This window comes from Arthrobacter sp. Cza30 (assembly GCF_059090765.1).
In genome coordinates this window covers 13,749-35,968 of record NZ_JBNHGA010000002.1, presented here as the reverse complement: position 1 = coordinate 35,968, position 22,220 = coordinate 13,749, and the positions used below count along the sequence as shown (strand labels likewise).

Here is a 22,220-nt window from a genome sequence, read left to right as displayed (position 1 = left end):
GGAACGAGCTGTCATGTCCTTGCCGCACGCCATCCTCACCGCCCTGCTGGAGCGGCCCGGATCCGGGGCGGAACTGGCCCGCCGGTTCGACAAGTCGTTCGGCTTCTTCTGGCCGGCGACGCACCAGCAAATCTACCGCGAGCTCGCCAAGCTGGAACAGAACGGCCTGGTCGAAGCGACGGGCCGCGACTCCAGCCGCGGGCGCGCCAAGGAGTACCAGGTGCTTGCCGTCGGCCGGGAGGAACTGCGGCGCTGGACCGACGAACGGCAGAACCCGCGCCCCGTCCGGGAGGAGCTGATGATCCGCCTCCGCGCCTCCTCGGTGCTCGGAGACGTCCCGATCCACGGCGAAATCGAACGGCATCTGAGCCTGCACCGCGCGCAGCTCGCGGCCTACCGCCAGCTCGACCAGCGGGGCACCTGGACCGACGCCAACCGGCTGCAGCGGGCCGTGCTGCAGGCGGGCATCATGTTCGAGCAGGCCTGGATCGAGTGGGCCGAGCAGACCCTGCAGGGGGAGTAGGAACACGAACCGGCACACGGCGCCGGGTGGCCCGCTGTGCCAAAGGTCACCGCCCGCCGTCGTGCTCCCTGTCCCCGGCCAGCCGGAGCGTGCCGTACACTGGATACATCCCCCACTGTCGGTATTCCCTTAGTTCTGCGCGATAATGCCGTTTACGGTCTTGTCGAAGCGTCTGATTGTGTGTGGGCCCGCCTCTATGCGGCGGGCAGTTTCATGTTTGGGAGCGCCGGCTAAAGAAAACGCCGCCAGGTCTCTCCGCAGCTTGCGGGTGGCCAGCGAAGCGGCGGAAAGCCCTGCCACGGGATTGGAATAGCGCCGGGCTTTGAGTCAGAGGACCGCGGACATTGATGTGCCGCGGCCACCGGTCCCCAGCTGAATACGAGGAACTGCCCCGTGTCCGAAAACACTGTTAACACCCTGCCCGAAAACACCGACGCCGCCCCGGCCGTCGAAGACGAGAACACCGTACTCTTCACCGACTTCGGCCTCGACGGCCGTGTCCTGGCCGCACTGACCGACGTCGGCTACGAGAAGCCCTCGCCCATCCAGGCCGCCACCATTCCCGTCCTGCTCGAAGGCCGCGACGTCGTCGGCCTGGCGCAGACCGGCACGGGCAAGACTGCGGCGTTCGCGGTTCCCGCCCTCTCCCGGATGGCCGAGCTGCCGGCGACCAAGAACACCCAGATCCTGGTGCTGGCCCCCACCCGCGAGCTGGCCCTCCAGGTGGCCGAGGCCTTTTCCTCCTACGCCGCCCACATGGACGACTTCACCGTGCTGCCCGTCTACGGCGGCTCCGCGTACGGGCCCCAGCTGGCCGGCCTGCGCCGCGGCGCCCAGGTGGTTGTCGGTACCCCCGGCCGCGTGATCGACCACATCGAAAAGGGCTCGCTGGACCTGTCCGAACTCCAGTACCTGGTGCTGGACGAGGCCGACGAGATGCTGCGCATGGGCTTCGCTGAAGAGGTCGACCAGATCCTCTCCAAGACCCCCGAAAGCAAGCAGGTTGCCCTGTTCTCGGCGACCATGCCGACCGCCATCCGCCGGATTGCGAAGAAGTACCTGAAGGACCCGGCCGAGATCACGGTCAAGGCCAAGACCACCACGGGCACCAACACCCGCCAGCGCTACCTACAGGTCATGGGCCCGCACAAGCTGGATGCCATGACCCGGATCCTGGAAGCCGAAGATTTCGACGGCGTCATCGCCTTCGTGCGCACCAAGATGGCTACCGAGGACCTGGCCGACAAGCTGAAGTCCCGCGGCTACCGGGCCGCCGCCATCAACGGCGACATCCCGCAGCAGCAGCGTGAGCGCACCGTCGAGGCCCTGCGCGACGGCAAGATCGACATCCTGGTCGCCACGGACGTCGCCGCCCGCGGGCTCGACGTCGAGCGCATCACCCTCGTGGTCAACTACGACATCCCGCACGACACCGAGTCCTACGTGCACCGCATCGGCCGCACCGGCCGCGCGGGCCGCTCGGGCGACGCCATCCTGTTCATGACCCCGCGCGAGAAGTACCTGCTGCGGGCGATCGAGAAGGCCACGCGCCAGCCCGTCGAGCAGATGAACCTGCCCTCGGCCGAGACCATCAACAACCTGCGCATGCGCAAGTTCGCGGAACAGATCACTGAGACCCTGGCGTCCGAGGACGTCTCGATGTTCCGCGACCTGATCGCGAACTACGAGACCGAGCACGATGTGCCGGCCGCCGAGATTGCGGCCGCGCTGGCCGTCATGGCCCAGGGCGGTCGCCCGCTGCTGGTCCAGGACCTGCCCGAGGCACCCAAGGGCCAGCGCGAGCGTGCCGGCGGCGGGCGCGACAGCATGAATTCGCGCGGCCCGTCCCGCACCCTGACCGAGGGCAATGCGACGTACCGGATCGCCGTGGGGCGTCGGAACCGCGTGATGCCCGGGTCGATCGTCGGCGCCATCGCCAACGAGGGCGGCCTGTCCGCCGCGCAGATCGGCGGCATCGACATCCGCTCGGACCACTCGCTGGTCGAGCTGCCCGCTGACCTGAGCAAGGACCAGCTGCGCGCGCTGTCCAAGACCCGCATCGGCGGCGAGCTGATCCACCTGGAGCTGGACGGCGGCCGCAAGCCGCGCCGGGACCGCGACGACGTCGCCGGCGGGCACCGCGGCGGCTTCCGCAGCGACCGGGGCGACCGGCCGTTCAAGAAGAAGTTCGAAAGCGACCGCCCCTACAAGAAGAAGTTTGAGGGCGACCGTCCGTACAAGACCGATGGCGAACGCAGCTTCAGCGGCGACCGCAGCTTCGGTGGCGACCGCTCCGACCGTGGATTCGGCGGGGAGCGCAGCGACCGCGGCTTTGGCGCCGCACGCAAGCCGCGCCACACCCGCGGCTGACCCGGCCGGACTGGCTCTCAGCTAGGAACCGACCTCCGGGGCACTTGTCATTGGACAGGTGCCCCGGAGGCATTTAACGTCCCCCTGCGTTCAACCACCCGGGCGGGTGCCGGAAACCACCGTGGAGGCGTGCTCCTCGGAACGCGCGATGGCCGGCACCAGTCCGCGCGCTTCGAAGGCCCCGGCCGCTGCCTCCGCCTGCCGCTCGCTCGTTTCCACCAGCACAGACCCGCCCGGTGCCAGCCAGTCCGGCGCCCCGTCCGCGACGCGCCGCATGAGCGCCAGGCCGTCAGGGCCGCCGTCGAGCGCCCACGGTGCTTCGTGGAGGCGGGCTTCGGGCGGCAGCAACGTGATCTCCGCCGTGGGCACGTAGGGGACGTTCGCGGCCAGGACGTCGACGCGGCCGCGCAATGCCGCTGGCAGGGCCGCGTACAGGTCGCCCGCGTGCACCTGTGCCGCCGGCAGGTTGGCGCGCGCACAGGCCACCGCCGCAGGATCCACGTCCGCGGCGTGCAGTTCGGCGGGCCTGAGCAGTGCACCCAGCGCCGCCGCCACGGCCCCCGAACCACAGCACAAATCGACGACGACGCCGACGGGCACCGGGGCCAAGGCCGCGGCCTGCCGGACCAGGAACTCGGTCCTCCGCCGGGGGACGAAAACCCCGCGGGCAACGCGAATGCGCAAGCCACAGAACCCGGCCCAGCCCAGGACTTGTTCCAGCGGCGCCCCGGCCGCCCGCTGTTCCACCCTGGCGGAAATTTCTTCCCGGGGACCGCCCTCGGCCAGCAGCAGGTCGGCCTCCTCCTCGGCGAAGACGCAGCCTGCCGCGCGCAGCCGGGAGGCGATGTCGTCCCGGCCCCATGGCTGGGAAACCTGCATGTGGAGTCCTTTCGAATGACGCCAGAGTACCCTTTCGTCCGCGTCCGGTGGCTGCCTCGGTGTGATCTTGGCTGCAGTCCATGCGCCCGAAACGCCACCGGGGACAGGCCGCCCGGGCTGTCCGCGGAGGGGATCGCCGTCGGACGTGTGGCCTTCACCACGGGGCACGATTCCGATTTCTTATAGGGGCAAATTGCTGGTAATGTATTTCTCCGTTGCCCCCCTAGCTCAGTGGTAGAGCGCGTTCTTGGTAAGAACGAGGTCACCGGATCGATTCCGGTGGGGGGCTCGGAATGGCAAAGCCCGCGTCTGCGTCGCGAGACGCAGCGCGGGCGCTCCCATTCGTGGCGGTGTAGCTCAGCTGGTTAGAGCGCACGACTCATAATCGTGAGGTCCCCGGATCGAGTCCGGGCACCGCTACCGAGACCCTGAGGGGCCCGATCGGAACTATGGTTCTGGACGGGCCCTTCGGCTGTTAAGGCGCCCCTCCACTGACCCCCAAGGCCGGCCTGGGCCGCAGCCGGCGGGTCAGGGGACCTCTCACTTCCTTTACTAGAGTGGACGCCATGCCCGCCCTGTATCTCGCCCACGGCATCGCCTGGACCCCCAGGGGCCCCCGGCTGCGCCTGGCGGCTCCGGACGGCACGCCGGAGGACCTGCCCGTGACGCAGGGGTCGAGGCTGGGCTTCCGGGTGGTGGACCCCCAGCGCTACTGCCTGGGCAGCCACCGGGTATTTTCTGCCGCGGAGCGCACGCATGTGCCGTGCCGGCTGCAGGCTCCGGCGGAGCGAGGTCACCAATGTGTGAACTGCTTCCTCAATGACGACCTGCGCTTCATGCATGACAGCCACCGCAGCGGCCGGGCTCCCGAGGGGCTGCTGGACTACCTCGCCCAACCCCATTGGCTGTATGTGGCCACATTCGCCAACGGGGCCAGCAAGGTGGGCACGGCGGCCCATGTGCGGAAATCGTTGCGGCTGGCCGAACAAGGCGCAGTGGCCGCGCGTCCGTCGCCCGGACGCGCGACGGACGGGTGGTGCGGGTACTCGAGGACGCGGTCTCGGGAAACACCGCCCTGACGCAAGCCGTGCGCGGTGCCGCCAAGTTCGCCGGGCTGCTGGCCCCGCTGCCGCTGCCCGAGGTGGACCGGCTCAACTCCGGCCATGCTGCCACTGTGCGCGACCTGCTGCCTGCCGTTCAACTGGAGGGCTTCGACGTCGTCGACGAACAATGGCAGGTTCCCGCGATGGCGGCACCGGTTCTGCAGGACGGCGTCAAGAGGGGCTACCCGGGCAGCTTTGCCTCGGGCGACCACGGGTTCATCGTGGAGGGCCTCCTCGGCAGCGTCGCGGCCGCGCGGCTGCAGGATGGCGGACCGCTCTTTCTGGTGGACCTGGGCGGGGTGAAGGGCCGCCGGATCGCCGTCGGCGACTTCGCCTCGGAGCAGCCCGTCATTCAGGAACAGCTGTTCTAGGCAATCCGTGGCGGGCGTTGCCCGGAGCCCGGGAGCCCCGGAGTCTCGCACGGCTCCGCGGTTCGGCCGGCAGGGGGCGTGGCCGGTAACCTTGAGGTATGAATCCTTGGGACCTTGGCTCGCCGCTGTACCGGAAGCTGGTCATCTCTGCGATGGTGCTGATCGGCGTCGGGATCCTCCTGTCCGTCATCGCCGCGTCGGCGAGCATCCAATGGCTGATCTGGGCTGCACTGGCCGCCATCATCACGGGCTTGCTGACCCACTTGGCCGGGCTGCTGGTCCGGTTCCGCGACGCCCGGGCCCGGCAGGCAACCGCCCACCCGCGGGACACACGACCAGCGAAGCGTCGATAGTCCCATCCACTCCATCCGAAGGAGATCCATGTCCGAACATGCCGGGGTCAACCCCGACCTCGCCGGCCGCACCTACCCGGCCGGCGCCGCCTATACCGTGGGCCGCGAGAAGATCCGCGAGTTCGCTTCGGCGGTCAAGGCCACGCATCCTGCGCACTTCAACGTCGAAGCCGCGCAGGAACTGGGCTATGGCGACTTGGTGGCTCCGCCCACCTTCGCCATCATCGTGGCCCAGCGCGCGGATGCCCGGCTGATCGAGGACCCTGATTCCGGCATCGATTTCTCCCGCGTGGTCCATGCGGACCAGCGCTTCGTGCACCACCGGCCGATCGTCGCCGGCGACGAACTGGTGGCCGAGTTGCACGTCGACCAGGTGCGCGCAATGGGCGGCGGGGCCATGATCACCACCCGGGCGGAAATCAGCACGGTCGCCGGCGAGAAAACGGCCACCACCACGTCGTCGATCCTGGTGAGAGGGGAAGACCAGTGAGCGTTGAACTGAACGAACTGACTGTTGGACAGGACATTGGCTCACGGAGCATTGAGGTTTCCCGCGCTGACCTGGTCAGGTACGCCGGAGCGTCCGGCGACTTCAACCCGATCCACTGGAACGGACGCTTCGCCGAGCAGGTAGGCCTCCCCGGCGTCATCGCGCACGGCATGTTCACCATGGGCGCCGCGGTGCAACTGGTGACGGACTGGATCGGCAACCCGGCCGCCGTCGTCGACTACCAGACGCGCTTCACCAAGCCGGTCCTCGTGGAGGATCTTGACGGACCCGGCGCCACGATCGACGTCAGCGGCGCCATCGGGGCCATCGACCAGGACAACGGCACGGCGCGGGTCGACCTGACCGTGACCGCAGCAGGCGTGAAGGTACTGGTCAAAGCCCAGGCGGTCGTCAAGATTTGGTAAACCGCACCGCGCACACGGCGGCGGAGAGGCCCGCCCCGTGACTGAAACGATTCTTGCGCCGCTGACCACGGTCGGTGTGGGCGGTCCCGCCCGGCAATTCATCGAAGCAGGCTCCGAGTCCGAGATCATCGAGGCCGTCCGTGCCGCCGACGAGTCCGGAGACCACCTGCTCGTTATTGGCGGCGGGTCCAACCTCGTGATTTCCGACGACGGTTACCCCGGCACGGTGGTGGCCATCGCCAACCGCGGCTACAGCGTCCGGGAGGATGACGGCGCCGTCGGACTCACTGTGCAGGCGGGACAGCCATGGGACGAGCTGGTGGCGTCGACGGTCGACAACGGATGGGCAGGGCTGGAAGCGCTCTCCGGCATTCCCGGACTGACCGGGGCCACGCCTGTTCAGAACGTCGGCGCGTACGGATCCGATGTCTCGCAGACCATCGTCCGGGTCCGCACCTGGGATCGCAAGACCGGGTCCGTCCGGGAATTCGCGAACCGCGACCTCACCTTCGGCTATCGGGATTCCGTCCTGAAACAGAGCACGTCCAATGGATCTCCGCGCTTCGTGGTGCTGGAAGTCGAGTTCCGCCTGGCTCCCAGCCGTCAGAGCCTTCCGGTCCGTTACGCGGAGCTGGCACGCGTGCTGGGTGTCGACGTCGGAGCCGTGGCCAAGGCCGCCGACGTTCGCCGTGAGGTACTCCGGCTCCGCGCCTCCAAGGGCATGGTCCACGATCTAGCCGACCGGGACACGTTCAGCACGGGCTCGTTCTTCACGAACCCCATTGTCGACATGGACACGGCGGCGAAACTGCCGGCTGACGCGCCACGCTGGCCGGCCGAGGACAAGGCCAAGCTGAGTGCTGCCTGGCTGATTGACCACGCGGGCTTTTCGAAGGGCTTTGGACTTTCCGGAACGTCGAACGGTCCCCTCAGCGGCTACGAGGTGGCGGGCGGCCGCGCCTCGCTTTCGACCAAACACACGTTGGCGATTACCAATCGCGGCGGCGCCAGCGCCGAGGATATCCTCGCGGTTGCCCGGGCAGTCCGCGACGGAGTTGAACGGTCCTTCGGGATCCGGCTTCAGCCTGAGCCGCTTCTGATTGGCTGCAGTCTGTAGCTGCAGGCCTCTTGGTCGCCTAGTCGCTTGGGCTCCCTGGTCTCCTGTCTGCCGGTTTAGTCCACCGCGGCTTGTGAGCGCCGGGGGCAGCCGGTGTCCGGCCGTCCGCACGGGGTGCCCGGTGCCGGCAGGAGTGCGCGCCCTACGAATGCCCGGGCACCTCGGACACGAGGTCGTCGTCCGCCGGCGCAGGTTCTTTCGGGGTGAGGTGGGTGAAGTAGGCCGCTGTGCCTGCCAAGGCCACGAGTCCTCCGCGTGCGAAGGCTTCGCGCTGCAGCCGGGAGCCCGTGCCTCGCGCCTGGACCTCCTGGCATAGGAGCCTGATGCTGGTCTCGTCTCCGGCGTCGGCAAGGGCTTGTCGGGTGTGCTCGAAGAGCAGGGAGATCACGGTGCCGGCCGGGCAAGGCACGCCGCTGAGGGGATGCAGGAGATTACCGGCGATGCCCCAGCGGCTGGCTTGCCAAGCGGACAACCGGAGTACCGACGCCGGAACCGGTGCAGGGGGCAACCCGGACCTCCACTCTCTCGCCGCCGTCTCCACGAGTGCCCTCGACAAACCGGCGATCAACACGGGGTCGCTGGCCTGAAGGCAGACATCGGCCACCCGGATCTCGACAGTGGGGTGCTTGTGGGACAGCCGCGCATCGAGATAATGCATGGCGTGGTCGAGTACGACGCCGCTGTCCAAGGCACGCCTCCGCGAGCGGTAATACGCGGCAGCGGAGCCGAAGATTTCCGATGGCCCGGTGCCCGGCCAGCGCAACCAAGCCTGGGTTCTGTATCCGGCGTACCCGGTGTCGCGGCCCTGCCAGAACGGGGAGTTGCTGCTGAGGGCGGCGAGGACGGGAAGCCAGATCCGGATGCGGTCCAGCACGGCCACGCCTTCCTCTTCAGAATCCACGCTGACGTGGACATGGCAGCTGGAGGTCAAGGACTCTTCTGCTGTTAGCCCGAACTGCGCCCTCAGCGCTTGGACGCGGGTATCAGGAGCTGGATGCGGTGCGGCCGGGGACGGTGATGTGGCCAGCGCGACGGCCCTGGCTCCGGAAGCGCGGGCACAAGCGTCGGCCAAGGCTCGTCCGGCTAGTATTTCGGCTTCCAGGTCGGACAAGGTTGCGCGGGGCGGGGAGATGACCTCGATCTGTTCCTGCTGCAGTTCGGTCGCGAGCGTCGGCCCGGTGGAGGCAGAGGCAGCGGCGGATCCCTTCTGCCCGGGTTGATGGGTGTTTGCCGCTGGGAGGCGGTACCGGTCCATGACGGCTGCCGCGCGCGGCACCGACAGGCCCGTGGCGGGGTCGACCAGCAGTAGCTCCTCTTCGACACCGAGAGTGCGCATGCAACCACCTTTCGCCGGGCTTGTGCCGGTGGTAACGGCCGGGATGCCGCTGCAAGCCGGGCTCACCAACGAGCGTAGGGGCGGGAAGCCTGGCGGTCCACAGCGGCAATCGTCCCTCGCCCCGATGCACTGGCGATTCACCAAGAGGGGCAGACGCGGCGTCGTGCGTCCAGGCCGCGCCGTGCGGGAGGCCATCGGACATCCGGCGACCCTGTCTGGCGCGGACTGCTCCTAGGGAAGGTCTTCCCGTCTGATCGCCGCGTCAGCTTGCGGAGCGTCGACCTGCGGTGCTCCTGCCGGTCGTGGGATGCGCTGCCGTTCAACGCGGCGCCTCGAATGTGCGGAAAGCTCGTCATGCCGAAGCATGAAGCGGATGATGCTCGGGCGAAGCGCACGAAGATTGACCAGCCCGCTGGCGCAAAGCCAGCAGACCAGGCGGTAGCTGTGGTTCACCTGGACCAACCGGTCTGTACCGTGATCCATGAGCCAGTCAGGTGACAAGAACTCATGCATCGGTGGCAGCAGATGATCGGCGGGCAGGAGCCGTGCGAAGGCATCGTGCGGCTCGAAGCACTGTTCCAACTGGAGCATCATCCACCATTCTTCGGAGAGGTAGGCAGGACCGCGGGTCTCCAGAAAGCGCCTCAGGTGAGACTCCAACCTGAGTGAGCGGTCGAGCTGGATTGGTCTTACCTGACGTTGTTGGACGAAGAACTCCCGAAGCGCATCGTCGATTCGTGCCTTGGGCCTCGCATACCTGGTCACTGTTGAATCCTCTTGCTATGGGTTTCGCTTTACGTCAATAAGAACGGTGGCGGGGTGTCTGTCTAGAACGGTGGTTGGGTGTTGTCCCACGGGCCGTCCGTGGCTTCGTCTCCGCCGCCGTCGCCGTCGCCGCCGTCCTCGCCGCCGTCGTCGCCCCTTGGCCCGATTGCCGGTTCGTCCGGGCTTTCCGTGGCTCCGCCGCTGGGTGCCGAGGGGAGCGTGAGTGTCCACCCTTCGTCGGGGGTGGTGGTGTGGGTGTGGCCGGAGCGGGTCGTGAAGTGCAGGGTCCCGTCGGGGTCCTGCGTGACGGTTCCGCCGCCGTTGTGTTTGGTTATGTGGCCGGGTTTGCACCTGGCACTGAGATTTTCCAGGACTGTTTTGCCGCCGTCTTCCCAGGCGATCGTATGGTCGATCTCGCATTGGTCCGCCGGGACTGTGCAACCGAAGTCGCGGCAGTGGCGGTCGCGTAGCCGGACGAGGCGTTTGAGCCATTCGGGTGGGTGGCGCAAGTCTTTGGCGACGGCGGCTGCCCTGCCATAGTCATCGGTGAGCACGATCAACCAGGACTTGGCCAGCGCGGCAAGGTCGCGGGTCATGCCCGGCGGGATGGGCCCGTACCCGGTGAGGTCACCGGGTTCTTCGGAAAGCCGCAGCAAGGTTGCAAGGGGCGCGGTCACGGCGACGGAGGCGGTCACGTTCCCGGAACCGCAGGTACACGGCCCCTGCCCTGCCGTCCCTCCGGCTGCCGTGTTTCGGGCGGTGTCCGCCGCAACTTCCGCGTCTGGGATGTGGGAGCCGGTTTTCTTGGGGGCGCCAGGTGGAGCGGCTGCCGTTTCCGTTGCCGTTGCGGGGCCGGGGGCGGTCCCGGATCCGGCCGCAGTTCCGGAACGGGTCGGTGGCCGCGGGCCGGCTGCCGCTGGGTGGGCCGCTGTTTCGCCGTTGGCGGTGGCTGTTTGGGTGGCGACTGTGCCGCCGGCGGCGGTTCTGGTTGGTGTGGCGGTGGCCGTGGGCTGGTAGGCGTGGCCTGGGTAGCGCAGGAGCATGTCGGTGAAGACGTCGGCGCGGAGCTGGCCCAGGGTTCGGGTTTCGTCAACGGTTTGGAGTTTGCGGGCGTGGGCCTGCATCAGGTTGTAGGCGAGCAGCGCCTTGTCCGCGCTGGTGCGGATGTAGAGTTCGGCCATCCCGTCGTCCTGGGGCTGGTAGTGGACGGTGCGGCGTTCCATCGCGGCCCGGTGCCGGGTCTCGAGGGGTCGGGGTGTAGCCGGTCGCGGACAGTGCGTGCCCGGGCCTGGACGGATTCCAGCGTGATGGCCCCGGCGCCGGGAACAACGCGGGCTTCGTAGCCGGCCAGGACCTCGGGCGGCAGGTCGGCGCCTTTGCGGGCGATGGCGGAGGCGCGGGGCAGGTCGAGATCGCCGTTGTCGAGGGCGGCGAGGGTGGCGGGCAGGCAGGTGGCGATCTGGTGTGCGTCGGCCAGTTCCGCGGCAGCGCGTTGGCGGGGCAGGGCCAAGATGGGTGCGAGCTCGTTCGCGGCGTGCCGGCAAATCCCGTCCGGTGCCCCGGCATCGGCCCCGGTGGCCGGGCGGAGTACCACCAGGCGGTGCACGGCCCGCAGCCTGCGGGACTGGGTCCAGGCCTCGTGTTTGCGCACCGCCTGGAGGTAATCGAGGGTCGACCAGTCGTCCAGGGCCGCGGGGTCGGTGCCGGCGAGCAGGCCGGCCAGTTCCGCCGGTCCCAGCTCCTGCCAATCGTCCGCCCAGCCCCGCGGCACCGGTACCGGCTCGGCGGAACCATCCTCGGGCGCGACACCGTCGTCGGGCGCGGCAGGGGTGCCGGAGGATTCCTCCGGCTCCTGCGCCTCGTCGAACGGTTCCGCTGCCATACTTCAACGCTACGCAGCCCACACCCGGGGTAGAACGGGTCTTCGAGGAAAGTGCAAAACCTGCCCCCGACGCCTGCCTGTGGAGGACAACTCAGCAGGCGGACGGCTGAACGGGGGGACCGTCCTTCCCGGTGCAGGACAAGTCGGAGGCGAACGATTCGACGCGGAGCCGTCACCTGCCGGTGGAGGACGGGGTCCCCTGCATAGGGTCCTGATGTTGACAGCTCAGGATACGGCGTAGCGGGACTTTCATGGGCAGCATGCGCCGCCGGAAAAGCGAACTGCCAACAGCGGGAGCCCACCCCTAAACAGCAGGAGCCCGACCCCAAAGGGACGGGCTCCTCATGGCTCATGGCCTCCGCCGGCACTCCTGCCGACCGGCAAGCCCTAGAGGTTGCCGGTGGCGATGCGCAGCATGCGGCGCAACGGTTCCGCCGCGCCCCACAGGAGCTGGTCGCCCACGGTGAAGGCGCTGATGTACTCGGGACCCATTTCCAGCTTGCGGATACGGCCTACCGGGATCTCGAGCGTGCCGCTGGCCGCCACCGGCGTCAGGTGCTCCATGGTGGCTTCCTTGGTGTTGGGAACCACGCGGGACCACTCGTTGTCGGCGTCGATGATCCGCTCGATTTCGGCCACCGGCAGGTCCTCGGTGAGCTTCAACGTCAGCGCCTGCGAGTGCGACCGCATGGCCCCGATGCGGACGCACAGCCCGTCGAACGGGATCCGCTTGTCGTCGCTCAAGCCCAAAATCTTGTTGGTCTCGGCGGGGGCTTTCCATTCTTCCTTGGACTGTCCGTTGCCCAGGTCCTTGTCGATCCACGGGATAACGGAACCGGCCAGCGGCACGCCGAACTGGGAGGCATCCAGTTCGGGGCTGCGCTGCTGGGCCAGGATCTTGCGGTCGATCTCCAAAATGGCGGAAGCGGGCTGCGCCAGCTCGTCGGCCACCGCGGCGTTCAGCGTACCGAACTGGTTCAGCAGTTCGCGCATGTGCCGGGCGCCGCCGCCCGAGGCCGCCTGGTAGGTCATGGACGTGCCCCACTCGACGAGGCCGTTCTTGAACAGCCCGCCCAGGCCCATGAGCATGCAGGAGACGGTGCAGTTGCCGCCGATGAATTCCTTGACGCCCCGGGCCAGGCCGGCGTCGATCACGTCGCGGTTCACCGGGTCCAGCACAATGATGGAGCTGTCCTGCATCCGCAGCGTGGACGCCGCGTCTATCCACAGGCCGTCCCAGCCGGCGTCGCGCAGCTTCGGGTACACCTCGGCGGTGTAGTCGCCGCCCTGCGCCGTCAGGATGATCGGCAGCTTTGCCAGCGTCTCGATGTCGTACGCGTCCTGCAGCTTGCCTGCACCCGCGGCGAAGGATGGGGCGTCGCCGCCGGCGTTCGACGTGGAGAAAAACACGGGGTTGATGAGGTCGAAGTCGCCTTCATCCTGCATGCGCTGCATGAGGACGGAGCCGACCATGCCGCGCCAACCGATCAGGCCGACGGACTGGGCAGATGAAGTGGCTGCAGGGGAAGTCATGCAGTCCATTTTACCGGCCGGGTCAATTTGGGCGCTGTGAGCTACGCAGCACTGGCGGAAAGGACGCGTCACACGTACGACGACGGTGCCCGCCGTCGGCGTTACCCTCGCCGGGCATGCGCAAGCCGGGCACGCCCAAGCCGGGCCTTAATCGGCCGGGCCCACTTCCGGGCCGCGGACCCAGAGCGAGATGCGGTAGCGGGTGCCGTTGGCCGCGGTGTGCCAGTCCTCGGTGGGGGTGACGCCCTCGAACGTCCATTCGGGGCCGAGCTGCGGGGCGTACGTGTCGCCGTCCGTCTCCATGTCGATGACCGTCACCGAGGCCGCGTTCGCGTGCTGCCGGGCCAGGTTGAAGATCTCGCCGCCGCCCAGGATCCAGATTTGGTCGCCGCCCGGGCTGGCCGCCGCCTCCGCCAGCGCGTCCTCGATGGTTTCGACGACGACGGCGCCCGCCGCGGCCAGCTGCCCGCGCAGGTCCGGCCGCCGGCTGACCACGATGTTGGTGCGCCCCGGCAGCGGCCGGTACTTGTCGGGAAAGGACTCCCAGGTCTTGCGTCCCATGATCACCGGGTGGTTCAGCGTGGTCCGCTTGAAGTGTGCCAGGTCCTCGGGCAGGTGCCAGGGCATGCCGCCGTCGCGGCCGATGACGCCGTTGCTGGTCTGAGCCCAAATCATGCCGACCACCGGAGCGGCGAGGGCCCCGGACCGTCCGGCCCCGAGCACAGCTTCGGCGACGCTGTCCGGGTACGGGCGCGCGGCCAGGTGGTCGGCGCTCATACGGCCACCGGTGCCTTAATGGCCGGGTGGTGCTGGTAGCCGGCCACCTCGAAGTCCTCCAGCGAGTAGTCGAAGATGCTCTCCGGCTTCCGCAGGATGTTGAGCGTGGGGTAGGGGTAGGGCTCGCGCGACAGCTGCTCGCGGACCTGGTCCACGTGGTCGTCGTAGACGTGCACGTCGCCGCCGGTCCACACGAAGTCGCCCGGCTCCAGGCCCACCTGCTGGGCCAGCATCAGGGTGAGCAGCGCGTAGGAGGCGATGTTGAAGGGCACGCCCAGGAACATGTCCGCGCTGCGCTGGTACAGCTGGCAGGAAAGCCTGCCGTCCGCCACGTAGAACTGGAAGAACGCGTGGCACGGCGGCAAGGCCATGTTCTTGATCTCGGCCACGTTCCACGCGGAGACGATGTGCCGGCGCGAGTCCGGATTGTTCTTCAGGTCCTCGACCAGCTGGGCGATCTGGTCGATGTGTCCGCCGTCGGGCGTGGGCCAGGACCGCCACTGCACCCCGTAGACCGGGCCGAGCTCGCCGTCGGCGTCCGCCCATTCGTTCCAGATCTTGACCCCGCGTTCCTGCAGCCATTTCACGTTGGAGTCGCCGCGGAGGAACCACAGCAGCTCCAGCGCCAGGGACTTGAAGTGCACGCGCTTGGTGGTGATCAGCGGGAAACCCTGGGTTAGGTCGTAACGGAGCTGGCGGCCGAAGACGCTGCGGGTGCCGGTGCCGGTGCGGTCGGATTTGGCCGTGCCGTTGGCCATGACGTCGCGCAGCAGGTCCTCGTACGGGGTGGGAATCGCGTTCACAGCGTCCAGTGTAGTTGAGGGGTGCTGCGGCGGCTGCCGACGGATGGCAGGCTCACGGTGCGTCCGGTGCCAGCCCGCGCGGGCGCCGCAGCTGGCCGCGCACCAGGTTCAGGACCGTCTCATCGTCCAGTCCCGCGTCCCGGGCAGCGCGCACCAAATGTACGACGGCGAGGCCCACCTCGGCGGAACCCGCTGCGGTTTGGTGCCTGGCGGCTGCCGTGTCAGCCACGGTAGTGCCATGACGCCGGCGGCTGACGAGCAGGCCCGCGGCCTCAAGCTCCTTGTACGCACGGGCCACGGTGCCGGCGGCCACACCCAGGTCTGCGGCCAGGCTGCGCACCGGGGGCAGGCGTTGTCCGGCAACCAACGTGCCGACGGCGATGAGCGAGGCAACCTGGCTGCGGATCTGTTCGTACGGCGGAGTCGGTGCCGCCAGGTCCACCCGGATCTGGGTGCTCACGGTGTGCGGTCCTGGTGGACGGCGGACTCGTCGCGGTCCCGGCCGAGGCCGGGAGGCCCGCCGACGGCGTTGCCGGAGTGCTGCGTGACGGGATGGCCGATATAGCTGGCCATCGAACGGCGCGGTCGCGATGCTCCCGGTAGAAGCGCCAGCACGATGGCGGCCAGGTAGAGCACGGCCGTGGTGATGCGGAGCGCCGTATGCAGGCCGGGAGAAAGCTGGTGGAGGTAGAACGAGATGCCGCCGTCCAGGAACCAGCCCCAGGCCGCCGGATGTGCGTTGAGCAGTTGGGCGGTCAGGGCGAACAGCCCGGCGGCGGTCATCCGCGCAACGCGGAAGCCGGAAACGCAGCGGAGCAAGTTGTCCGCCTCCGGGGTTGCCTCGAACAGCGGGGGACGGCGGTGCACCAACAGGACGACCGCTGCGCCGAGCAAGGGCAGGGCAAGACCGGCCACGGCGAAGGCTGCCAGCAGGTCGGGCTGGCGGCCCGGGGCGGCGGCATTGAAGCCGACGGCGACGGCCAGCAGCACCGCCCCGGCGGCAACGGCGGCAAGGAGCGGGCGCGGAACCAGCCGGGTCGCAGGCACCATCCGGTAGTAAGAGGGCGACCCGGAAGTGGCTTGGCCGGACGATCTCGTGTGGCCGCGCCAGAGCCGAACTTCCCCGGCTGCGACAACGGCCAAGAACACGGCCACCGGCACCGCAAACGCCAGAGGCAGCAATAGTAAGGGCGAGGCAGGGAAGATGGGGTTCCCGTCGCCGGAGACGGTGGCCGGCTGGACCGCGAAACCGGCCCACCCACCGACAGCAACCAGCGCAACTGCGGTGAAGACCATCGCGAAAGTATGCATGGTCTCCGTAATCTCCTGCCCCGCGGCGTAGCTGCCGCGGTAGATGACCGGACGGCCCGGAGTGCCGTCTGGGGCCAACAGGGGAGGGCGCCACAGGGCCATGGCGATCATCAGCGCGACCGTGAGCCAGCCTGCCAGTTGCTGGGCGGGTTCCCAGCCCGTGGCCGGTGCTGGTCCGTCGAGGATGAGGGCCGGCGCCTGGTGATTGGCGAAGCTGACTGCCATGGTGCCGAGCGAGGCGAAGAGCAAGGTGGCCGTGCGGAACAATCGATTGATGAGGATGCACCGCAAGATGTCGTTGTCCCCGCGGTTGAGCGAGTCCACGGAGCGTCTGCGCACGATGACCGCCGTCGCTGTGGCGACGCCGGCCGCGAGCGTCAGGATGCCGATCAGCAGGATCGGCGCAAAGTAGCTGCCGGGCTGGCGGCCGTCGTGCTCGCCGGAGACCTCAACACCGGCGACGGATTGGGAACCGCTGAATCCTTCGATGCCCGGCAACTCCCGGACGGCGATCGCCGCGATCACGGCCAGCACGGCCGCCGCAATCATGACCGAGAGCAGCGCCGAGGGGATGTAGTCGCGGATGCGCCGGATAGTGATGTCGGCGCGTCGGACCCTGCCGCGGGGCTTGGGCCAGGTGTATTGGCCGATGATGTAGATTCCGGCCAAGCTGATCAGCGGCACCAGGACGGTCAGCAGGTCCGCCAGCCAGGAAGGCGTCGGTGTATGTCCGGCGTAGTAGGCGGCCGGAATGTCGCCGACCTTCGAGGCCGCAGACAGCCCGCTGGCGAAGAACGCGATGAGGGCCGTCCAGAACGCATGCATCCGGGCGGCGTCACGGGTGGTGTCGGGCGCGGCGTCGCTGCGGCCCGCGATGATCCGCAGCACGCCGTAGATGATGACGGCGCCGAACAGCAGGCCGGTGATGGTGCTGGTCAGTAGGTCCACGATCCCCCTCGTGCTGTATCAATGGCTCAAGTATTTGATACAAAGCGGCCACGGGTCAAGGGTGGGGGTTGCCGGGCGGCACGAGCACTCGTCAGGTGCCGCTAGTCGTCGTAGGCGTCGAGGATTTCGAGCGCGACGATCCGCCCGCCCCGGTGCTTGGCGATGTGGCAGACCAGCACGGCTCCCGGCCGCAGGTAGGGATCGTCCGTGGGCAGCTGCGCGGCGAGTTCGGGATCCATCCGGTCCGCCAGCACCTGAAACAGGTTCGGCAGCACCGGCCGGTGGCTGCAGACGGCGGTGGGCTTGCCCTTGTCGAGCATCTGGATGAGGGCGGCCCGGGCCTTCTTCGGGTTGCGCTCGTTGTTGTGCTCGGTGATGGCCTCGACGGTCCGCAGCTTGGTCTGGGTGTGCAGCACGTACGGGGTGACGGTCTGGACGCAGCGCAGCCAGGGGCTCGAGACGATCCGCTTCGGTTTCCAGGCGGACAGCATCCGGCACACCGCCAGCGCCTGCCGCCTCCCGGTGGCCACCAGCGGGCGCTCGCCCTCGGCCTGCGACCAGGCGGACCGCGGTTTGGCCTTGGCATGGCGGACGACGACGAACGGATAGGTATCGAGTTCGTTCCGCTGATGCGCGGCCTCCAACGCGTCCAGCGGTTCCACATCCGAACGGTTGGTCAGAAGTTCACGGGCCGTGGCGGGCGGACACCACAGCACGCGGTCCACCTCCTCGCCGTCGGGCACGGGGTCCTGTTTCTCCAGCTTGGCGGCCCAGTACACCACCTGCTTGAGTCCGGCGTTGACCCGGTAGCGGATGGTGGGCAGCGGGATGCCCAGCCGCACCTGCACGCCGATTTCCTCGTGGACCTCGCGGACCGCGCACTCGGGGGTGGTTTCGCCCCGGTCCAGCTTGCCCTTGGGCCAGGACCAGTCGTCGTAGCGCGGCCGGTGGATCAACAGCACCTCCAGCCGGCCCTGGCGGACGCGCCAGCACAAAGCCCCGGCGGCGGTGATCCTGACGCCCGGGGGAGCGCCGGCGTCGCTGGTCTTGCTCTGCGTCATCAGCGGCGGGTGACGGTGCGCTGGCGGGAGCGGGAGGCGAGCAGCCAGGACTGGATATCCGAGAGCGGGTTGCCGTCGTCGTCCTTGTGGTGCCTGGTCCACGCGCCGTCGCTGTCCAGGTGCCAGCTGGCGGTGCCGGGGTCCATGTAGCGGTCCATCACGGCCAGCAGGTCGTTGATGTCCTCGCGGGAGTTCAGTTGCACCAGCGCCTCCACGCGGCGGTCGAGGTTGCGGTGCATCATGTCGGCGGAACCGATGTAGACCACCGGTTCGCCGCCGTTGGCGAAACCGAACACGCGCGAATGCTCCAGGAACCGGCCGAGGACGGAGCGGACCCGGATGTTCTCGCTCAGCCCCGGGACGCCCGGCCGCACCGCGCAGATCCCGCGGACAATCACGTCCACCCGCACGCCGGCCTGCGAGGCGCGGTAGAGCGAGTCGATGACGGCCTCGTCCACCATCGAGTTCACCTTGATCACCACGCGGGCGGCGCGGCCGGCCTTGCTGTTGGCGATCTCCTTCTCGATCCGGTCGATCAGCCCGGAGCGCACCGACCGCGGGGCCACCAGCAGCCGCTTGAACGTGGACTTCGGGGCGTAGCCGGAGAGCTGGTTGAACAGCTTGGACAGGTCCTCGCCCACCTGGTAGTTCGCCGTCAGCAGGCCCAGGTCTTCGTAGTAGCGGGCGGTGCGCGGGTGGTAGTTGCCGGTGCCGATGTGGCAGTAGCGGCGCAGCCCGTCGCCTTCCTGCCGGACCACGAGCGAGAGCTTGCAGTGCGTCTTCAGGCCCACGATGCCGTAGACCACGTGGACGCCGGCCTGTTCCAGCTTCCGCGCCCAGTCGATGTTGGCCTGCTCGTCGAACCGGGCCTTGATTTCCACCAGCGCCAGCACCTGCTTGCCGGCCTCGGCGGCGTCGATCAGCGCGTCCACGATCGGGGAATCACCCGAGGTCCGGTACAGCGTCTGCTTGATCGCCTGCACCTTCGGGTCGGTGGCGGCCTGCTCCAGGAAGGCCTGCACGGAGGTGGAGAACGAGTCGTACGGGTGGTGCAGCAGGATGTCGCGCCGGCGCATGGCCGCGAAGACGTTGGCCGCCTTGGACGTTTCGCTTTCGTTCAGGTGGCGGCTGGTGTGCGCCAGCTGCTTCGGATACTTCATGTCCGGCCGGTCGATCTGGTAGATCGCCTCCAGCCCGCGAAGGTCCAGCGGCGCCGGCAGCGCGTACACCTCGGATTCCTCGACGCCGAGTTCGCGCACCAGCAGTTCGCGCACGCTGGGGTTGATGTCCGTGGCCACTTCCAGCCGCACGGGCGGCCCGAACCGGCGGCGCAGCAGTTCCTTTTCCAGTGCCTGGAGCAGGTTCTCGGCGTCGTCCTCTTCGACTTCCAGGTCCTCGTTGCGGGTCACCCGGAAGGTGTGGTGCTCCAGCACTTCCATGCCCTGGAAGAGCAGGTCCAGGTGCTGGGCGATGACGTCTTCCAGCGTGATGAACCGGGCCGTGCGGCCGGGGATCGAGCCGGCGCGGGGCCCGTCGACGGGGATCAGCCGCGAGAGCTGGTCCGGGACCTTGAGGCGGGCAAAGAGTTCCTTCTCGCTCACCGGGTTGCGCACGATCACGGCCAGGTTCAGCGAGAGCCCGGAGATGTAGGGGAAGGGGTGGGCCGGGTCCACGGCCAGCGGCGTCAGGATCGGGAACACCCGCTCCCGGAACATCACGGACAGTTCGGTCCGCGCCGCCTCGTCCAGTTCGTCCCAGCGCACGATGTGGATGTGTTCGTAGGCCAGCGCCGGGCGGATCTGCTCGGCGAAGATCCGGGCGTGGCGCTGCTGCAGCTTGTGCGCGGCGACCTTGATTTGTTCGAGCTGCTCGATCGGGGAGAGCCCGGCGGCGGACGGCACGGCCAGCCCGGTGGCGATCCGGCGCTTCAAACCCGCCACCCGGACCATGAAGAATTCGTCCAGGTTGGAGGCGAAGATGGAGAGGAAGTTCAGCCGCTCCAGCAGGTAGAGGTCTTCGTCCTCGGCCAGTTCCAAGACCCGTGCGTTGAAGTCCAGCCAGCTGATTTCCCGGTCAAGGAAACGTTCCAGCGTGAAGTCCCCGTCGGGCGCCAGCGAGGGCGCGAACTCGGGAATGTCGATGCGGTCCTGGGTGGCGCGGGCAGGGACCATTTCCGAGGAACCCAGCCGGGGAATGGCTGCGGTTTCGGGTTCGATGACCATGCTCTCTCCTGGGGCGTTGGGGCGGGCCGGACTCACCTCATCGTAGAGGCGTCCGGTAGCTATAAGGTTACCGACTGTTGCCCGCCGGCCTGCTCCTGCGGTGCGTACATCACATCCGCATCCCAGCGGGTGAAACCCAGCTTGCGGTAAAGCCCGACGGCGGGCTCGTTGTCCGCGTCGACGTAGAGCATGATGGCGTGCTCGCCGGCGTCCTGCAGGTGCTTGATGCCGGCGATGGTCAGCGCCTTGCCCAGCCCGGTGCCCTGCGCCTGCGGCGTGACGCCCACGACGTACACTTCGCCGATGGACGGGTGGCTGCCGGAGCGCGGGTGGACCTTGGTCCAGTGGAACCCGACCAGGCCGCCGCCGTCCTCGCGCTCGGCCAGCAGGAAGCCGGCCGGATCGAACCAGTCCTCGGCCATCCGCGCCTTCAGGTCGGAGAGCGTCATCGCGCCCTGCTCGGGGTGGTCGGCGAAGGCCGCGGCGTTGGCGGCCAGCCACGCCTCCTCGTCCCTGCCGGGCACGAAGGAACGGATGGCCACGCCGGGCGGCAAGTCGGCGGCGGGCAACCCAGTCGGGTGGGTCAGGCGCATCCGCCACAGCTCCCGGACCGGGGCGAAACCGAAGCGCGCGGCCAGCCGTCCGGCGGCCTCGTGGCCGCCGTGCGACCAGGCCTTGAGGCCGGGCAGTTCGGTGTGCTGCTGGACGGCCTCGACCAGCCGGGTCCCCACGCCCTCGGCGCGGTAGGAGGGGTGCACCACCAGTTCCAGGACGTTGTCGGTGCCGGCAGCGGTGGCAAGGCTGACGACGGCGACCCCGGCCAGCGCCGTCGCGGTGGCGGGATCCGAGCGCTCTTCGCCGGCGTAGGTTGCCAGCACCAGCACGTCGGCCGACTCCGGGGCCCGCAGGTTCACCCACGTCTGTTCGGAGAGCGGGGGATTGCCGTCTGACTCTTCGGCGGCGGCGGCCAGCGCCTTGATGTCCGCGAGGGTCTCGGCGTCGGGGGCGCCCTTGATGGTCAGTACGGGCCAGAGGTCCGAATCCGATGCAGTCATGAGCACAGACTATCCGAGCGGCCTTCGACGGCGGGAGGGCGCCGCGGTCCGGTGCAGACCCGGCTGCCTCAGCCGACGCCGCTGGGTTCTTCTTCCGCCTCGCGCACCAGCGTGAACCGGTAGCCGACGTTGCGGACCGTGCCGATCAGCTGCTCGTGGTCCGGGCCCAGCTTGGCCCGCAGCCGCCGCACATGCACGTCGACCGTGCGGGTGCCGCCGTAGTAGTCGTAGCCCCAGACCTCGTGCAGCAGCTGGTCGCGGGTGAACACCCGGCCGGGGTGCTGGGCCAGGTACTTGAGCAGTTCGAATTCCTTGTAGGTCAGGTTCAGCGGCTGTCCGCCGACGCGCGCACTGTAGCTGGCCTCGTCGATCACCACGCCGGAGGCGTGGATTTCCGTCCCGGTGTCCTGGTCGCCGGCACGGGCGCGGGCGATTACCAGCCGCAGCCGCGCCTCGACCTCGGCCGGTCCGGCGGTCACCAGCACCACGTCGTCGGCAAGCCAGTTGGCGCTGACGGCGGCCATGCCGCCCTCGGTGAGCACCAGCATCAGCGGTGCCCCCAGGCCGGTGGCCTTCAGCAATTGGGTGAGCGAGCGGGCCCCGGCCAGGTCCTTGCGGGCGTCAACCATGACCACGTCGGCCGGATCGGTTTCCAGCAGGGCGGTCGGTTCGGCCGGCAGGATGTGGACCTTGTGGTTCAGCAGCTCGAGGGCAGGCAGGACGTCGATCGACGAGCCGGGACTGTTGGTCAACAGCAGAATGTGCGGCATGGTTCCTCCAGGGGGGTTTCGCGGCGCACATCATCGGGCCGGGCCCGGTACGTCCTCACACACGCAGGCGAAGCCTGCCGGACGGTGGCATAAGTATAGCGCCGCGCCCCGCGGGCCGCGGTTTCT

Annotated in this window: 22 protein-coding genes and 2 tRNA genes; 10 read left to right on the top strand and 14 right to left on the bottom strand. The window is 68.6% G+C overall.

What is annotated here, in order from left to right; all coding sequences use genetic code 11:
- Positions 1 to 13: 13 nt before the first annotated feature.
- Together AC5RVZ_RS05405 and AC5RVZ_RS05400 are read left to right on the top strand one after the other, a co-directional pair.
- On the top strand, positions 14 to 523 hold the full coding sequence (locus tag AC5RVZ_RS05405) for a PadR family transcriptional regulator (RefSeq protein WP_494064779.1): 510 nt from the start codon (positions 14 to 16) through the stop codon (positions 521 to 523).
- 393 nt (positions 524 to 916) lie between these two features.
- A complete protein-coding gene (locus AC5RVZ_RS05400) occupies positions 917 to 2,893 on the top strand; it encodes a DEAD/DEAH box helicase (protein WP_494064778.1) in 1,977 nt (658 codons plus the stop codon).
- 90 nt (positions 2,894 to 2,983) lie between these two features.
- Here the strand turns inward: AC5RVZ_RS05400 and AC5RVZ_RS05395 are convergent, their stop codons facing one another.
- Positions 2,984 to 3,772: a putative protein N(5)-glutamine methyltransferase gene (locus AC5RVZ_RS05395; protein WP_494064777.1), complete on the bottom strand. Its 789-nt coding sequence runs from the start codon at positions 3,770 to 3,772 to the stop codon at positions 2,984 to 2,986.
- Between the two features lie 217 nt (positions 3,773 to 3,989).
- Between AC5RVZ_RS05395 and AC5RVZ_RS05390 the strand changes: the two genes are divergently transcribed.
- From AC5RVZ_RS05390 to AC5RVZ_RS05355, 8 genes are all read left to right on the top strand, one after another.
- Positions 3,990 to 4,061, top strand: a tRNA-Thr gene (locus AC5RVZ_RS05390).
- A gap of 57 nt (positions 4,062 to 4,118) precedes the next feature.
- Positions 4,119 to 4,192, top strand: a tRNA-Met gene (locus AC5RVZ_RS05385).
- Between the two features lie 146 nt (positions 4,193 to 4,338).
- Entirely contained in the window at positions 4,339 to 4,851 is a 513-nt protein-coding gene (locus tag AC5RVZ_RS05380) for a hypothetical protein (RefSeq protein ID WP_494064776.1), read from the top strand.
- Positions 4,809 to 5,246 (top strand): hypothetical protein, encoded by a 438-nt coding sequence (locus tag AC5RVZ_RS05375; protein WP_494064775.1) that lies wholly within the window; start codon positions 4,809 to 4,811, stop codon positions 5,244 to 5,246. The genes AC5RVZ_RS05380 and AC5RVZ_RS05375 overlap by 43 nt, the downstream gene beginning before the upstream one ends.
- Before the next feature lie 98 nt (positions 5,247 to 5,344).
- On the top strand, positions 5,345 to 5,599 hold the full coding sequence (locus AC5RVZ_RS05370; RefSeq protein ID WP_494064774.1) for a hypothetical protein: 255 nt from the start codon (positions 5,345 to 5,347) through the stop codon (positions 5,597 to 5,599).
- A 28-nt stretch (positions 5,600 to 5,627) separates the two neighbouring features.
- On the top strand, positions 5,628 to 6,089 hold the full coding sequence (locus AC5RVZ_RS05365; protein ID WP_494064773.1) for an FAS1-like dehydratase domain-containing protein: 462 nt from the start codon (positions 5,628 to 5,630) through the stop codon (positions 6,087 to 6,089).
- On the top strand, positions 6,086 to 6,514 hold the full coding sequence (locus AC5RVZ_RS05360; RefSeq protein WP_494000536.1) for a MaoC family dehydratase: 429 nt from the start codon (positions 6,086 to 6,088) through the stop codon (positions 6,512 to 6,514). The genes AC5RVZ_RS05365 and AC5RVZ_RS05360 overlap by 4 nt, the downstream gene beginning before the upstream one ends.
- A gap of 37 nt (positions 6,515 to 6,551) precedes the next feature.
- Complete coding sequence (locus AC5RVZ_RS05355; protein ID WP_494064772.1) at positions 6,552 to 7,631, top strand: UDP-N-acetylmuramate dehydrogenase; 1,080 nt, start codon at positions 6,552 to 6,554, stop codon at positions 7,629 to 7,631.
- Between the two features lie 142 nt (positions 7,632 to 7,773).
- Here the strand turns inward: AC5RVZ_RS05355 and AC5RVZ_RS05350 are convergent, their stop codons facing one another.
- From AC5RVZ_RS05350 to AC5RVZ_RS05290, 13 genes are all read right to left on the bottom strand, one after another.
- Entirely contained in the window at positions 7,774 to 8,967 is a 1,194-nt protein-coding gene (locus AC5RVZ_RS05350) for a carboxylate-amine ligase (RefSeq protein ID WP_494064771.1), read from the bottom strand.
- Between the two features lie 231 nt (positions 8,968 to 9,198).
- Positions 9,199 to 9,561 carry a hypothetical protein gene (locus tag AC5RVZ_RS05345; RefSeq protein ID WP_494064770.1) on the bottom strand — a complete coding sequence of 121 codons (363 nt, stop codon included), beginning with the start codon at positions 9,559 to 9,561 and terminating at the stop codon, positions 9,199 to 9,201.
- Positions 9,562 to 9,794: 233 nt separating this feature from the next.
- The gene (locus AC5RVZ_RS05340) at positions 9,795 to 10,913 is read right to left on the bottom strand and encodes an HNH endonuclease signature motif containing protein (RefSeq protein ID WP_494064769.1); all 1,119 of its coding nucleotides are present in this window, start codon (positions 10,911 to 10,913) and stop codon (positions 9,795 to 9,797) included.
- Complete coding sequence (locus AC5RVZ_RS05335) at positions 10,856 to 11,614, bottom strand: DUF222 domain-containing protein (protein ID WP_494064768.1); 759 nt, start codon at positions 11,612 to 11,614, stop codon at positions 10,856 to 10,858. Before AC5RVZ_RS05335 ends, AC5RVZ_RS05340 begins: the two co-directional genes overlap by 58 nt.
- Before the next feature lie 387 nt (positions 11,615 to 12,001).
- Positions 12,002 to 13,147, bottom strand: a complete 1,146-nt coding sequence (gene asd, locus AC5RVZ_RS05330; protein ID WP_494064767.1) for an aspartate-semialdehyde dehydrogenase — start codon at positions 13,145 to 13,147, stop codon at positions 12,002 to 12,004.
- 147 nt (positions 13,148 to 13,294) lie between these two features.
- A complete protein-coding gene (locus tag AC5RVZ_RS05325) occupies positions 13,295 to 13,924 on the bottom strand; it encodes a dihydrofolate reductase (RefSeq protein ID WP_494064766.1) in 630 nt (209 codons plus the stop codon).
- Positions 13,921 to 14,682, bottom strand: coding sequence for a thymidylate synthase (locus tag AC5RVZ_RS05320; RefSeq protein WP_494065492.1), 762 nt, complete (start codon positions 14,680 to 14,682; stop codon positions 13,921 to 13,923). Before AC5RVZ_RS05320 ends, AC5RVZ_RS05325 begins: the two co-directional genes overlap by 4 nt.
- Positions 14,683 to 14,779: 97 nt before the next feature.
- The gene (locus AC5RVZ_RS05315) at positions 14,780 to 15,187 is read right to left on the bottom strand and encodes a GntR family transcriptional regulator (protein ID WP_494064765.1); all 408 of its coding nucleotides are present in this window, start codon (positions 15,185 to 15,187) and stop codon (positions 14,780 to 14,782) included.
- Positions 15,184 to 16,986 (bottom strand): hypothetical protein, encoded by a 1,803-nt coding sequence (locus AC5RVZ_RS05310; protein WP_494064764.1) that lies wholly within the window; start codon positions 16,984 to 16,986, stop codon positions 15,184 to 15,186. Before AC5RVZ_RS05310 ends, AC5RVZ_RS05315 begins: the two co-directional genes overlap by 4 nt.
- Before the next feature lie 101 nt (positions 16,987 to 17,087).
- On the bottom strand, positions 17,088 to 18,047 hold the full coding sequence (locus tag AC5RVZ_RS05305) for an NUDIX hydrolase (protein WP_494064763.1): 960 nt from the start codon (positions 18,045 to 18,047) through the stop codon (positions 17,088 to 17,090).
- Positions 18,047 to 20,269, bottom strand: coding sequence for an RNA degradosome polyphosphate kinase (locus AC5RVZ_RS05300; protein WP_494064762.1), 2,223 nt, complete (start codon positions 20,267 to 20,269; stop codon positions 18,047 to 18,049). The genes AC5RVZ_RS05305 and AC5RVZ_RS05300 overlap by 1 nt, the downstream gene beginning before the upstream one ends.
- A gap of 59 nt (positions 20,270 to 20,328) precedes the next feature.
- Positions 20,329 to 21,324 carry a mycothiol synthase gene (gene mshD / locus AC5RVZ_RS05295; protein ID WP_494064761.1) on the bottom strand — a complete coding sequence of 332 codons (996 nt, stop codon included), beginning with the start codon at positions 21,322 to 21,324 and terminating at the stop codon, positions 20,329 to 20,331.
- 68 nt (positions 21,325 to 21,392) lie between these two features.
- The gene (locus AC5RVZ_RS05290) at positions 21,393 to 22,094 is read right to left on the bottom strand and encodes a winged helix-turn-helix transcriptional regulator (protein ID WP_494064760.1); all 702 of its coding nucleotides are present in this window, start codon (positions 22,092 to 22,094) and stop codon (positions 21,393 to 21,395) included.
- Positions 22,095 to 22,220: the final 126 nt, after the last annotated feature.